Here is a 14,662-nt window from a genome sequence, read left to right as displayed (position 1 = left end):
TATATGCAAAACACCCCATTTGTCAACCCCCTATCCCAAAGGTTTTCTAAATTTCTACCATCAGACCCCTGGAAAAAGGGCGATAAAGACTCCTACCGGTTGAGTCTTGGGGTATAAAAATGTTATAATTTACAAGAAATAATAAGATCATAAAGGGGAATCGTCATGCCAAGATTCTTTATTGATTATATTCCGGAGGAACGCGCTGTCCTCACGGGAACCGATGGCCATCATATTGCCAAATCCCTGCGAATGCGGCCAGGGGAATCGTTGATTCTCTGTGACAGCATTGGCATGGACTATCACTGTGAAATTGAGCGGGTTGAAGGCGATACTGTGACCGTAAAGGTGCTTCATTTCTGCCAAAGCGTCAGCGAACCTACGGTTCATGTCACACTCTATCAAGCATTTCCAAAAGCAGACAAGATGGACTCCGTTGTTCAAAAGGCCGTAGAACTTGGGGTTACACGGATTGTCCCCATGCTTTCTGAACGATGTGTTTCCCGACCGGACGAAAAAGCGGTTAAGAAGAAGATTGACCGCTGGCAAAAAATCTCCGAAGAAGCGGCCAAACAAAGCGGTCGAGGTGTGATTCCTCAAGTTTCTATGCCGCTTTCTTTCCGTTCTGCTATTCAAGAAGCGATTGAGACCGGAAAAGCTCTGTTTTTTTATGAAGGGGGCGGTGAACACATTTCGTCTCTGGTCGATTCGGAAATACGGGAACTCTCGTTATTCATAGGGCCGGAGGGCGGCTTCGCCAGCTCGGAGGTTCAGTTTGCAAAAGAACAGGGTGTATCTGTCGCAACCCTTGGGCCGCGGATTCTGCGCACAGAAACAGCCCCCATCGCAGCGCTGGCAGCTGTCATGCTCGCCACTGATAACCTGTAGGAAAGGAATGGAGTGACCATGCAGACGGCACTTGTAACAGGAGCTTCCCGTGGAATTGGGGCCGCAATTGCACGGGGATTGGCTTCAGATGGTTACCGGGTAGCCATCAACTATCATACCAATCAAACGGCCGCAGAGACGCTTTGTCAGGAGTTACAACAGTTGACAAATCTGCCCCATTTGGCCGTACGTGCCGACGTCTCCGATCGTTCTCAGGCGGAAGCGATGTTTGCTGCTGTGGGAAATGTGGATGTTTTGGTCAACAATGCGGGAATTGCCCAACAAAAACTATTCACCGATTTGACAGAAGAAGACTGGGACCACATGTTCGCAGTCGATGTGAAGGGTGTTTTCCACTGCTGCCAGTTGGCGCTTCCGCACATGATCCGCCAGAAGGATGGCGTTATTGTGAACATATCCTCCATGTGGGGGCAGGTCGGCGCCTCCTGCGAAGTCCATTACTCCGCTGCAAAAGCAGCGGTAATCGGGCTGACAAAATCGCTTGCAAAAGAGCTGGGGCCTTCCCATATTCGTGTCAATTGCATTGCCCCCGGAGTGATCGAAACGGACATGAATGCCCTGTTGGGGGTAGAAACGCTGGAATGCCTGCGAGAGGAAACCCCTTTGGAAATTCTGGGAACACCTGCCCATATCGCCGACGCTGTGCGTTTTCTTGTTTCCAGCCGCGCTTCCTTTATCACCGGCCAGGTCTTAGGCGTCAATGGAGGTATGATTATCTAAGGCCAAAGGAAAGGAAGCCTGTCCGGGAGGATGGATGGTCCCTGCCAAGGAGTCGCCTGGCGGCCATACGGCTTTAGAAAGAGCGAGTGGCCTAGCTTTGTAAATCGCTGTTGTTTAAGGACGGGCAAAGGAACTTCCCTTTTCATTTCCTGTAGCGATAGTCTTCTGCCAGTCGCCGTTCATAAGAGCGCGAGGGTTGAAATAAATTATATCATCGATGCGGTTAAAATGATGATTGCTGTCACCGTTTCATAGCGGTGCGGATTGAAATACGTTTTGCGTTAGGCCTGTGGGAACGCCTCCGCATGTCATTGCTTTTACAAATCGTTTGGATGAAGGTATCTTGACCAAGCTATACGGTTCTGAATCACACACTTCCCCATAGGGAAAGGCCATGTGAATTATGGTTTTTCCTTTTGGGTATATCAACGGATCTGAACTGTTTAGATTCCTATCGACAATCCGAAACAACCTTGTCAACCGTCATCCTCCATACAGAGGATGTGGATTCGAATACGGACGCTTAAAATAGTGATCGACATCGATCTGCGTGTTGTTGGCCGGGACACTGCAAGGCTTTGTAACCTAAGCTTACAATTATGTCATTTCTATTGCGATTTGTCAAAAATCCCTTATAATAAATACAGCTTAATTTGGACAAACTCCGTTTTTATGGCGGTCTCAAAGGGAGAATCTTTATGAAATATATCGCTTTTTTGCGTGCCTGTACAGCGATGCTTGCGGTCTGTCTTTGCTTGTCTGCAAGCGGTTGTTCCCCAAATGGAGAGGAATCCTCCAGCTCAACATCCTCTTCCCAGAGTTCTTCCATCGTTTCTGACTCTCAGCCCGATATTGTCGGCTCTTCACAAGCTCCGCTTCCAGAAGTTCAGGCCACCATTCCTGCGCCGGCCATATCCATCCAAAATCAGACCGAAGGAAATATTCAGGTCAAAATTGCCTCTCCGCACTTCTCCGGTTTTTCTGGAGCGGACGAGCTCAATGCCAAAATCGAACAGGAACAACAGGAAAGTATCGCGGAGCTCCGCTCCATTGCGAACAGTGGCGCGGAAACCGGCGTTACCTCTTCTCTGTTCTATCAAAGCGTATTCGACTATCAGGAAAACGGTCTCCTGTCAGTCTGGTTGACCAATGAGAATTACACCGGCGGCGCACATGGGATGAACTGGGTTTGCTCTTACAATTTGAACCCGGAGACGGGCGAATTCTATGCCTTCCGCGATCTCTTTCGGAATCCCGAAGAAGCGATCCCGGAAGTTACTGAAAAAATCCTCTCTTATTTAAAGGGGATTCTTCCGGACGATGCCGATCAATCGCTCTATCCTTCCGCGTCCCAAGCAATTCAAGCGCTGAACGGGGATTATTCCTACTATCTGGAAGGTGAGAACCTGGTCGTCTACTTCCAGCCATACGATGTATTGCCCTACGCGGTTGGAATTGTGCGCGTCCCGATTCCATTGGTTTCCTTGCCAGATACAACGGTCGCTTTGCATTCTATGTCAGCGCGCCGAACCATCCGGGCGAATGGTCAGGATACGGAACTCGGCCGGAATATGATGCTTGGCTCTGAAGGGAATACCGCCGTATTGCTCCCAATGCCAGAAACTGCGCGTCTTTGTGGAATGGAGGCCACGGTAAAAAATCAAGTCTGTATCATCGACAGTCAGGAATATCCGATCACCTACGCAAACGGGGGCGCTTTTATGACTTTGACCGACTTTCTTGCGCTCGCGCCGGATGATGCCAATCATCTGGTTGCTTATGGGCCGGATGACATTCTGCGGATTTACACGATCAAGGACTGAGAATGGTTAAACATTCTTCCGCATTCGCCTATTAAAGAAATCTTTTATAAATACCATAACTACAAAGAGGGTGTCCCAAAAGTCATGACATGACGGAAGGATACCCTCATTTTTTAGAAACGCAGATGTTCTTCAAATAGAAAGAGGATGCCCCTTTCCTATGAATCCAAAGATTCGTAGTTTGGGGACACCCTCCTCTTGTAGCTCTAAGAGGATAACCATCCATTGGATACGTACTCAGCTTCCTTCTTAGAATTGAATTTTTTTCAAAATGTAATGGACCAAATCGTCAATCTTTACACGTTCCTGCTGCATGCTGTCGCGGTCACGCACCGTTACGCAACCGTCGGTCTCACTGTCGAAGTCATAGGTAATGCAGAACGGCGTACCGATTTCATCCTGCCTGCGGTACCGCTTGCCGATGGACCCCGCGTCGTCGTAATCCACCATAAAGTGCTTGGTCAGTTTTGAATAAACCTCCTGCGCCTTGTCATTCAGCTTCTTGGAAAGAGGCAGCACAGCCGCCTTGAACGGTGCAAGCGCCGGATGCAAATGCATCACGACACGGGTATCTTTCTTCTCCGCATCAACCACTTCTTCGTCATAAGCATCGCAAAGGAAGGCCAGCGCCACACGGTCTGCACCGAGGGACGGCTCCACCACATAGGGAATGTAGCGTTCGTTGGCTTCCTGATCGAAATACTCCAGGCTCTTGCCGGAGTGTTCCTGATGCTGTTTGAGGTCATAGTCCGTGCGGTCTGCAATTCCCCACAGCTCTCCCCATCCAAATGGGAACAAATACTCGATGTCCGTCGTCGCCTTGGAATAGAAAGAAAGCTCTTCCTTTTCATGGTCGCGCAGGCGCATATTCTCTTCTGTCATGCCGAGAGAAAGGAGCCAATCGCGGCAGAATCCACGCCAATATTCGAACCATTCCAGATCGGTGCCGGGTTTGCAGAAAAATTCACACTCCATCTGCTCAAATTCACGGATGCGGAAGATGAAGTTGCCAGGGGTGATCTCATTGCGGAAGCTCTTGCCGACTTGACAGACGCCAAAGGGCACTTTTTTCCGCGTAGTACGCTGGATGCTGTTAAAGTTCACAAAGATTCCCTGCGCCGTCTCCGGGCGGAGATACAACTCATTCTTTGCATCCTCTGTCACACCCTGGAAAGTCTTAAACATCAAGTTAAACTGGCGAATATCCGTAAAGTTGGCAGAACCACAGTTGGGGCACTTGATGTCGTGCTCCTTGATGAAGTCCATCATCTGCTGATTGCTCCACCCATCCGCTGGTTGGCCGGTATAATCTTCAATCAATTTATCCGCACGATGGCGTGTCTTGCAATCGCGGCAATCCATCAGTGGGTCCGAAAACCCTCCTACATGGCCGGAAGCTACCCAAACCTCAGGATTCATCAGAATGGCTGCATCCAACCCGACATTGGTGGGGCTCTCCTGGACAAATTTTTTCCACCATGCCCGCTTGACGTTATTTTTGAACTCCACGCCGAGCGGACCATAATCCCAAGAATTGGAGAGGCCACCGTAAATCTCAGAGCCCGGGTAAACAAAGCCGCGGCTTTTGCAGAGTGCCACGATTTTTTCCATGGTCTTTTCCGTTGCTAACATGTAAAATCCTCCATTGTCCGGGGCGCTGGCTGCGCTCCGTTGATTCTTTTTGGGAAATGCAATCTACTGCGGTCGTCTAAAGATAAACAGCTTGCTGAACACGTAATTGATTACAACGACGATAACGTTCATAAGGATCTTTGCTAGCCAGTCGTTCCAGGTGAGAACGTCTACCAGCAGCCACATGCCCGCGGTATCCACCGCGAGGGAAAACAATCGCGCACCCACAAAGGAAGTTAATTCCCGCAAAACCTGTTTCGCGGCAAAACTTTTGCTTCGAAAGACAAACACCTTGTTTGTCAGAAAGGCAAACGCGACCGAAAGTACCCACGCAAGTGTATTGGCCGTCAACAACTGCCATCGCAGGACATCCCGCAGCAACCCAAAGGACAGGATATTGACCACCGTGGTTAAAACCCCGAAAAATATGTATAGAAGCATTTCCGGTGTAGTCAAAAACCGTACGATTTTTTTCAGTCTTTCCACGCAAATCCCATCCTTTTCGTATTCTTATAGTTTAACATTGTATCCGCTAGCTTGCAAGGCGGATTTTCGCTTTTTCTTCCGATGGGTCCCCTACTTCGATTTGAGCTATGCAAGATCATCTGCCCTTGTTTGCCTAATGGGCCATATGGTTAACCACCATATTGGTTAGACTGATTTGCAGATCGGATATATGCAAATGCATGTCATAATGGTCTTGATAATCTGCCTTACTGGCCTCCATAGGCAAATTATCAAGATAATGTGCCAGATTAGCCTATGTCACGTATAGGCTAATGCCCAGCTAATTATCAAAATGGTTTGCCGCATTTACCTGTGCTGAATGCAGACAAGCAGGGGAAGTGATCAAAATGGCGTGCCGGGGTTACCTATACCGCACATGTGCAAGTAAAGCGAATGGTCAAAGGGATCTGCCTTGTTTCCCTAATCGGCAAATCCAGCCAACTGCCATATTGATTAACCCCGGTGGCCTATAAAATATAGGTAAGGCCCTTGACAAGGATAAACCATTTTTCATAGAAAGGATTCTATTTTTATTAATTTTTAGATTATTCGACAAATAATATTCTCGATATATATATATATATATATTGCACTAAAAAGAAATCTGTTCTTTGAAAAAAACATTGTATTTATAAACAACATACGTTAGAATGAAAGGAACACGGCGGACCTCGGATGTTTCCCTATATGGATAGATGCCTTCAGCCGAACGACTGCCGCTATAACAAACCAATTAGTAGGAGGTATGTGTAAATGAAAAGACGAATTGTGTTGTCCGGCGTTTCGGTTCTCCTGGTGTTCTGTCTGCTGGTTGGGGCATCGTTTGCATGGTTCACCGACACAGAAAAGACGGGAGCGAATTTCTCCGCAGGCGTATTGGATGCGATTCTGACCCCGGAAAACCCAAATGAAGAAGGAGCCATCGATTACACCAACCTGCGCCCTCTCACCTTGGCGCAGCTTGAAACAAGCTTCCAGAATGGAACTCCGGTAGGAAACCTTGAAGACGTAGCGGATGGATATCTTGCAGATAACCTGCCTCTATATTTTCACAAAATCCACATTGAAAACGCAGGTAGTCTTCCCATGCGGGTGTCTCTCTCTGTAGAAAGCTCGGGTCCCTGTAGTGAGACGAATCTGCCGCAGATTGTGGAAAACGGTTCTGGCGGGGTAAAGAATGAAGGAAAGCAGGCTGCCTGCGACAACAGTTTGGCAGACGTTCTTCAGTTGTTGCTCTATCAGCAGGATGCGGAGGGCGCACTTGTTCCGGTCAACTGTTCCGACGGCACGCAGGCTGTTGTATGGAAGGATGGACAGGCTGTTACATATCTGCTTCCCGAAACGCTGGCAGCCGGCGCCAGCACGGACTACGTCGTAGCTGCATGGTTACCGGGGGAAACGGTTGGCAATGAATATCAGGCAAAGCATTTCCATGGAGAAATGGTTGTATCGGCTGTACAGCCCGACACCGTCTCTGCAGAGGAACCTTCCGAAGAAGTTTGGGACGGAGAAAGTGTTGAGCCTGTTATCCCGGAGGGAAACGTCTATAAGATTGCAACCGGCTCGCAGTTGGCATGGGTTGCACAGCAGGTAAATACCCAGCATGACTCTTGGCAGGACCGGGAACACTTTTCAAATAAAAAGTTGATTCAAGTCGCAGATATTGACCTGGGCGGCCACGAATTTCCTGGGATTGGTGCAGACATCAATTATTATTTCGGCGGAACGTATGACGGCCAAGGGTATTCCATTAAGAATTTTACAATCAACCGCCCAGATTCAGCAACTGGGAATTACGCAGGTGTATTCAACTATATTCGTGGGGCGACCGTCAAGAACCTGACCGTAAGCGACGCAACCATCACCGGTTACAACAATGTCGGCGGAATCGCTGGATACGTATACGGTGGCACAGTCGAAAATTGCAAGAACTATGCCACAGTGCAAAAGGTCATAGGCCCGTCCGGCGGTGCTGGCGGGATCGTAGGTGCAACAGGTGTTTCCTCAAACGAAATCACCAACTGCCACAATTATGGCACAATCAAAGGCTGGGGATACCTCGGCGGTGTTTTGGGTAGTTCCATCAATACGGGCTCTTATGTCTCGCTTTCGATCTCCGGATGCTCCAACCAAGGGGCAATTGTCCCAGAAGAGGGAAAAGAAGAATATGCAGGGAATTTCGCTGGACACTTGGAGGACTACGCCGAAGTAGACGGCTGCAAGGTTTTGGATACTGCATATCCGGTCATTGTTGCCAGTGGATCTTCCGCAGGGATTGAAGTCCTTCCAGCGGAGCAAATGCCGTAAGCATAATCGCAGCTTCATCCCACAGCAAAATCACTATCCCATGGACAATTGACAAATCGATATTTACAATCAAAAAATCCTCTCCACAGAATTTTCTGTGGAGAGGATTTTGAATTTCAAATGAGTCGGGCGATGGGTAACCCCCTCATCTGTAAGGGTGTAACCCTTTCCAAATGCCTTGTCCTCTGCAAAAACCATCCAAAGAGGCCTTTCCAAAAGTCTCTCGCCCTTTATTTCGGCACAAAAACTTATCCCGCTGTGCTGCTGGGGGAACTACTTGCTTCCTCTTGCGGAACAGGAGCAGAGGCCGCAGATGTAGACGAGGTATCCTGTGTAGCACCTTCCTCCGGAATCGCATCGGTTCCCTGCGCACTCTGTGTCCCTGGAATTTCTGCAACCGCCGCTCCTTGACGCACCAGAGCGCTTACAGCAGCCTGTAGCTGTGCATCCTCAGTGTTTTCTAACTGGTCGCGCGCCAACAATTCCATCTGTTCTTCGGTCAATTTCGCAGAAATATCTGCCGCAATTCCGGTTCCGTTGAACGCAGAACCCCCTGGAGTCAGATAATTTGCCACAGACAATACAATCGCAGAGCCGTCGGACAGAGGAATCACCTCATCTTTTGTTCCATAGCCCGCCGTAGTCTGCCCTACAACCAAGCCCTTCTTGAATTCCTTAATATCCGCGGCAAAAATTTCCGCGGCTCCAAAGGTTGTTTCGTTGGCAATCACACTGATTGGCAGTGCAATCTCATTGGGCTTAGAGGTATATTCAACGGTCGTTTTGCCTGTTTTATCCTGTGTCGTCACCAAATTTCCGGCTGGCAACAGCGTATCCAACATGGACGCCATCGCTTCAATGCTTCCGCCGGAATTGTTGCGCAGATCGATCACCAGCCCTGCCACCTGTTGTTTGTTTAAGGCCGAAAGCGCTGAATTGAACTGCTCGATACTGCTATCGTTAAATTCAGAGATCTTGATGTATCCCACATTGCCATTGATGACTGTAGAGGTAATGCTCTGTTTGGTATACTCCGCCCGGGTGACGGTAATCTCCAGGGTTTCCCCCTGCTGTTCTGCCCCCGAAGAAGTCGCACTGCTGGCAGATGTATCTTCTGTATCCGTTTCCAATGGGGCAGCTTCCCGATAAATGCCAAAGGTCACCGTGGTTCCCGCTGTTCCATCGAGCCGGTTCAGTGCATCTCCATATGTGATCCGGACAATCTCCCTCCCATCCATGGAAACAATGGTATCGCCCTTGCGAATCCCACTTTTTTCCGCCGGCGAGTTGGGCATCACCTGGATCACCTCCATGTTGCCATCCTCATCCATAATGGTCTTGATGCCAACACCGACATCTTTTCCCGCTGTTCCCGATTGGTAGGTCTTATACTTCTCAGCCGACATATACTGCGCCTGTAGATCCCCCAAGCCTGCAACATAGCCCGCACAGATTCCATCGGTCAGCTTTGTTTCATCGATCTGGCCGATATAATCCTGGCGCGCCTTCTGGTCGATTTCGCTGAGCTTGGTGTACATAGCTTGCCGCTCATTGACGTCTGCTACTTTGTCATTGAAGCTGTTCATTGCGTATACATAAGTCAGGGATACGGTTACCGCTGCTGTAATTCCAGCAACGGCGACTGCTGCTCCCAGAGATATTTTTTTACCCATCACCGATCATTCCTTACTATGCAGGTTTTTCCCATCTTTCAGTCTGGATCTACATTTTTTAATCCAAAAGAAACCGAGGCTTGCCATGGCAAATTTCGCCAATGTGCAGCATCCTTTTCTTATCATACCGGATTTCTATTCCTATTTATACCGCTAAATGTAAATTTTACGCCATTTCCTCCGTGAAAGGTCCTGTGTTCCTTCTTCTTTTACAAGCATATCCCAAAATAGGGTTTCATACTCGAAAAAAACTCCTCTGCGGAATTTCGGCTCCTTCCGCACTCCTTTTGCCCACTTTCACACACGTGGATCATAGGTACTTCTTCCATAGGAAAGCCTTTGGAACCCTATATTTTAAAGGATGTCACCCCGCGGAGAACCAGTCCATGGGATTCTGACGGACACCATTGACCCGCACTTCCAAGTGCAGATGCGGCCCTGTGGAGTCGCCTGTACTCCCCACATAGGCGATGGTCTGTCCCCGATCCACCTGCTGTCCGGTACTCACCGCCAAGCTGCTGGCGTGGGCATACAAGGTCGAATATCCGCCGCCATGGTCGATCATCACATAGTTTCCATAGCTGTTATCCCAGCCCGCTTTGACAACCTTTCCGCTATTCGCCGCTACAATTGGCGCGCCATCAATGCTTTTGCCGTTCGTCCGGTTGATGTCAATCGCTTTGTGGTCACTGCTATATCCACAGGAGATATGTGTATACCCCGGAACCGGCCAGGCAAATTGTCCGCCTACATAGTCCACTGGAGCATTGCTCTCATCTGACGGCACCGCAGGCTGCTGCTCTGGTTCTTCGGCCGGTTCTGCACTCGGAGTCTGTCCCTGATTTTGTTGGGCTTGCTCCTCCTGCCGGCGCTGTTCTTCTTCCTGCTGCCGTTTCAGTTCCTCCTGTTGGCGCTTTTGTTCTGCATAATAGTCCGCCCACCATTGGTCAATCCGGTCGCCCGCTTCGTTTTCTCTGCGCCGGATTTCCTGCTCTTCTGCGGAAAGCGCACTGCCTTCCGCAAGGATGCCCTGCTCCTGTCCGGCAATTCCATCCAGAACGCTCTGCGCTTCACTCTGAAGAACTCCCAGTTCGGTACGCTTTTGATCCAATGTATTTTTCGCTTCCAATCGGTCGGCACGGTCCTGCTCGACCTTCGCTTTTTCCGCTGAAATCTCCTGCATCTCCTCTTTTAATCCGTCGATTAACGCCATATCGTGCTCTGTAATACTCCGGAGCAGATAACTTTTATTGGCCAAATCCATCACATTTTGGGAACTCAGAAGAATTTGCAGCGTACTCGCTTCTCCGGTCTTATAGAGTGCACAGAGGCGTTTTTTTAACTCCTCAAATGTTGAGTCTATCTCCTTTTGTTTGTCGGAGAGTTGGTTCGTCTGTTCCTCAATGCCGGCGGTCAGAGATGTAACCTGCTGGTTCAGGACATCGATCTGTTGCTGCACATTTTGTATCTGGCTGTCCAACGCCGCTTTATAGGTTTCTTGCTGTGTCTTGTCCGCACGCAACTGATCCAGTTTTGCTTTATTTTCGGCTTGGTCATGCTCCAATTTTTCACGCTGCTGTTGTAGTTCCAGCTGTTCCTGTTGAAGCACGTCCAATTCTCCGTCCGATACCGCCGCATCGGCGCACGAAAGCGTCCCCATGGAGGTACTCAGCAAAACTGCTACTGCCAAGGCTGCGGCCATTCGCCGGGCCTTCTTCGCTTGATTCATGGATTTCCTCCCTAAATAATCTCAATTTTTCCATAACAAGTTCCCGTTTTCACGCGATTTCACAAGCTGGTACAAATTCGAATATAGGCAAAAAACAGCATCCATTGCAAGCTCCAGCGAAAAATGCATACAACAGAACCGGCGTCCAATGGGTTCTCGATGGCAGGGCTATATGGTAAAACCACATCTTTCGCAGCAGGAATCCCCATGCCTATCAGGGGCATCGTTCTCCATCCCTTTGCCCTACTTTTCTCAAAAGCAACACCAAACTCTGTCCCCTTTATATCTTCCGAAAAGCTTCAAACAGGCATGCCCCACTGGAAATTCCATCCATTCCCTTCACAGGAAACAATGGGGCCCCCTCCACAAAGCTAGGGGTCTTTCCCTAAAGGACATGCCTGTCTCATTCCACCTCGTACCAATCAGGAGAACCAATTAAACGGGTTCTTTCGCACACCGTTGACACGAATCTCAAAATGAAGATGCGGCCCGGTCGAATTGCCCGTACTGCCGACATAGGCGATGGTCTGTCCCCGGCTGACCTGCTGCCCCTTGCTTACAGCTAGACTGCTCGCATGGGCATACAACGTCGAGTACCCGCCGCCATGATCGATCATCACATAGTTCCCATAGCTGTAGTGCCAGCCTGCTACCACGACTTTGCCACCATTCGCCGCTACAATCGGTGCGCCGGAAATGCTCTTGCCGTTGGTCCGATTGATGTCAATCGCCTTGTGGCTGCTGCTATAACCGCATGAGATGTGCGTATACCCCGGGACTGGCCATGTAAACTGGCCGCCGACGTAACTCTCCGGGGTTGTCGTATTCCCGCTGCTGCTCTGTCCTCCGTTCTGGGACGCATAATAATTTGCCCACCACTGGTCAATCTCCGCAGCCGCCTGTGCTTCCTCCTGCTCAATCTTCTTCTGCTGAGCCGCCAAACTGTTGCTCTCCGACTGCATGGACTGTTCGTTGGCAGTCAACTCATCCAAAACACGCTGCGCTTCGCTTTCCAACTCGCCCAATTCATTGCGCTTGTTGTCCAACTCGGTCTTTGCCGCGGCGACTTCCTGGCGGTTCTGCTCGATCTCTGCTTTTTCGTCTGCAATCGCCTGCATCTCTTCTTTAAGCGTGTTGATCAGCTCGGTATCATGCTCGGTAATAATTTTCAATAGATGCGTCTTGTTTGCTAAGTCCATCACGTTTTCAGAATTTAATAAAATTTGCAAATTGCTTGCCTCGCCGGTCTTATACAAGGCACAAAGGCGCTCTTTTAACTGCTCATAGTTGAAATCAATGTCCGCCTGTTTATCGGCGATTTGCGCCGTCTTTTCTGTGATATTCTGGTCCAGTGTGTCGATCTGTTCGTTTAAAACGGCAATCTGGCTTTGCAAATTTTCCATCTGCTCGTCCAATGTATTTTTATATTCCAGCTGTTTTTCCTTGTCCGCCTTTAAGCTGGCCAATTTCTGGTTGGTCTGTGCTTGCTGTTTCGCCAATTCCTGCTTTTGCTGCTGTAAATCCTTTTGCTTCTGCTGCAAATCGGAAAGCTGATCGGACGACGCCGCATCCACATGCAACTGCATCTGAGCCGGTGCGCAGAAGATGGAAAACGCCAAAACCAGCGCCAAAAAGACCTTCAGTCCCCTTTTTTTACAGACCACCCAAATCTCCTCCTTCTTTTTTGAGGTACTTGCCCAAAGAAATCAGGCCACCCAATGCGCCAAACAAGGAACCCGCCAACATAAAGATCAATGTAATCCGCCAAGCCATCGGGCCGATGTCCACTGGCGAAAACAGCGGAATGGATGCAATGGAGGTCACCAACTTATTATACAAGAAGATTAACAGCCCGCTGGCCACTCCGCCGGAAAGCAAACCAATAATCACGCCCTCTACAATAAAGGGTACACGAACAAACCAATTTGTCGCACCGACTGATTTCATAATGCTGATTTCCAAACGCCTGGAAAACATCGTCACACGGATCGTATTGGAGATAATAAACAGAGATACTAGGCTTAGGATGAGAACAATCCAAAATCCCGCCGAAGTCACCAAATTGTCCAGATCGGTAAGCTGTTCTGCTATGTCGGAATAATCGATAATTTCATCCACGCCGTTAATCGCCTTGATCTGCGCCGCTGTCTCATCGTACAAATTTAAGTCCTTCATAGAGATTTGGAATGCATCCGGCAAAAAGTTCTCATCTCCCAGAAGCCCTTCCAAAACGGTCCCATCATCGCCCAACATGTCCAACATATTCTGTACAGCATCCTGCTTAGAGACAAATTCGCATTCTTCGATGTTGTCCAGCTGCTTGATCTCCTGCCCCACCTTGAGGCTGGTCAGTGTGGGCAAGCCCTCCTGTAGGTAAACGGTTGTGGAGTTATTTCCCTCCAATGACTTCATCGCCACATCCACATTCATTGAGAAAAGCACCGCTGCCCCTGTCAACAGCAAGCAGGACACCAACACGCCAACCGAGGCAAAACTCATGGTACGGTTGCTCCAGATATTCTTGACGCCCTCCTTCAACAGATACCCCAGGCTGGAAAGCCGCGACCCGGTCTTCTTTTTGGAGGTATGTACGGTTTTATTCCTGTTCATCCTGCTGCACCTCCATTGAAGCTGTATCGGCCACAATACGGCCGTCATGGATTTCTACTACGCGCTTGTGGAAGTGCTTGACTAAGGTATGTTCATGCGTCACCATCAGAATAGTGGTCCCACGGCGATTGATTTCGCTGAGCAGATCGACAATCTCAAACGAGAGCGCCGGATCAATGTTCCCCGTTGGCTCGTCCGCAATGATGAGCTTGGGATTGTTCACAAGGGCCCTTGCAAGGCCGACACGCTGCTGTTCGCCGCCAGAGAGTTCATTGGGACGGCATTTTTGCTTATCCTGCAGGTTCAACAAGCTCAATATGTAAGGGACTCGTTTTTTGATCTCGCTCTGTGTGGCCCCGATCACGTGCATCGCAAAGGCCACATTTTCATAAACCGTCATATTGTCGATTAAGCGGAAATCCTGAAAGACAATGCCCATCATGCGCCGCAGATATGGAATCTCACGTTTCTTTAGGCTGGAAACATGTGTATCGTTGACAATGATTTCGCCCTCGTTTGGCATTTCTTCACACATAATCAATTTCAAAAACGTACTCTTTCCTGCGCCAGAGGAGCCCACAATGAATACAAATTCGCCGTCCTCCACCGTCAAGTTGACGTTTCGCAGCGCATGCGTACCATTGCTGTACGTTTTGCTCACATTTTTAAACTCAATCATTTTCTCTCTCCCAAAGCCCATAGGTGTTCCACTGGCCTTACGCGCGGGATCGTTCCATCCCATCAAACGCAAT

Annotated in this window: 11 protein-coding genes; 4 read left to right on the top strand and 7 right to left on the bottom strand. The window is 49.2% G+C overall.

Annotated features, from left to right (window positions below):
* Positions 1 to 165 precede the first annotated feature (165 nt).
* The 3 genes from B9Y59_RS01680 to B9Y59_RS01670 all read left to right on the top strand — a co-directional run bounded on the left by B9Y59_RS01680 (position 166) and on the right by B9Y59_RS01670 (position 3,452).
* Entirely contained in the window at positions 166 to 888 is a 723-nt protein-coding gene (locus tag B9Y59_RS01680) for a 16S rRNA (uracil(1498)-N(3))-methyltransferase (protein WP_085531422.1), read from the top strand.
* An 18-nt stretch (positions 889 to 906) separates the two neighbouring features.
* On the top strand, positions 907 to 1,629 hold the full coding sequence (gene ymfI, locus B9Y59_RS01675; protein WP_054323830.1) for an elongation factor P 5-aminopentanone reductase: 723 nt from the start codon (positions 907 to 909) through the stop codon (positions 1,627 to 1,629).
* A 698-nt stretch (positions 1,630 to 2,327) separates the two neighbouring features.
* Positions 2,328 to 3,452, top strand: a complete 1,125-nt coding sequence (locus tag B9Y59_RS01670) for a DUF3298 and DUF4163 domain-containing protein (protein WP_085531420.1) — start codon at positions 2,328 to 2,330, stop codon at positions 3,450 to 3,452.
* A 249-nt stretch (positions 3,453 to 3,701) separates the two neighbouring features.
* On the opposite strand, the gene B9Y59_RS01665 is transcribed toward B9Y59_RS01670, so the two are convergent.
* A complete protein-coding gene (locus B9Y59_RS01665; protein ID WP_085531418.1) occupies positions 3,702 to 5,084 on the bottom strand; it encodes a glycine--tRNA ligase in 1,383 nt (460 codons plus the stop codon).
* Between the two features lie 63 nt (positions 5,085 to 5,147).
* On the bottom strand, positions 5,148 to 5,570 hold the full coding sequence (locus B9Y59_RS01660; RefSeq protein WP_085531415.1) for a GtrA family protein: 423 nt from the start codon (positions 5,568 to 5,570) through the stop codon (positions 5,148 to 5,150).
* A 774-nt stretch (positions 5,571 to 6,344) separates the two neighbouring features.
* On the opposite strand from B9Y59_RS01660, the gene B9Y59_RS01655 reads away from it, so the two are divergent.
* Positions 6,345 to 7,898 (top strand): TasA family protein, encoded by a 1,554-nt coding sequence (locus tag B9Y59_RS01655; protein ID WP_085531412.1) that lies wholly within the window; start codon positions 6,345 to 6,347, stop codon positions 7,896 to 7,898.
* 248 nt (positions 7,899 to 8,146) lie between these two features.
* Here the strand turns inward: B9Y59_RS01655 and B9Y59_RS01650 are convergent, their stop codons facing one another.
* The 5 genes from B9Y59_RS01650 to ftsE form a co-directional block, all read right to left on the bottom strand.
* On the bottom strand, positions 8,147 to 9,571 hold the full coding sequence (locus B9Y59_RS01650) for a S41 family peptidase (RefSeq protein WP_085531410.1): 1,425 nt from the start codon (positions 9,569 to 9,571) through the stop codon (positions 8,147 to 8,149).
* A 364-nt stretch (positions 9,572 to 9,935) separates the two neighbouring features.
* Positions 9,936 to 11,300, bottom strand: a complete 1,365-nt coding sequence (locus B9Y59_RS01645; protein ID WP_085531408.1) for a murein hydrolase activator EnvC family protein — start codon at positions 11,298 to 11,300, stop codon at positions 9,936 to 9,938.
* A 422-nt stretch (positions 11,301 to 11,722) separates the two neighbouring features.
* Positions 11,723 to 12,964 carry a murein hydrolase activator EnvC family protein gene (locus B9Y59_RS01640; RefSeq protein WP_143255201.1) on the bottom strand — a complete coding sequence of 414 codons (1,242 nt, stop codon included), beginning with the start codon at positions 12,962 to 12,964 and terminating at the stop codon, positions 11,723 to 11,725.
* Positions 12,954 to 13,910, bottom strand: a complete 957-nt coding sequence (gene ftsX / locus B9Y59_RS01635; protein WP_085531405.1) for a permease-like cell division protein FtsX — start codon at positions 13,908 to 13,910, stop codon at positions 12,954 to 12,956. The genes B9Y59_RS01640 and ftsX overlap by 11 nt, the downstream gene beginning before the upstream one ends.
* Entirely contained in the window at positions 13,897 to 14,589 is a 693-nt protein-coding gene (gene ftsE / locus B9Y59_RS01630) for a cell division ATP-binding protein FtsE (protein WP_085531402.1), read from the bottom strand. The genes ftsX and ftsE overlap by 14 nt, the downstream gene beginning before the upstream one ends.
* Positions 14,590 to 14,662: the final 73 nt, after the last annotated feature.

It is taken from the genome of Anaeromassilibacillus sp. Marseille-P3371, assembly GCF_900169665.1.
In the GTDB taxonomy this organism is placed as follows: domain Bacteria; phylum Bacillota; class Clostridia; order Oscillospirales; family Acutalibacteraceae; genus Anaeromassilibacillus.
The sequence above is the reverse complement of the archived record's forward strand: the minus strand, read 5'-3'. Positions and strand labels throughout refer to the sequence as shown.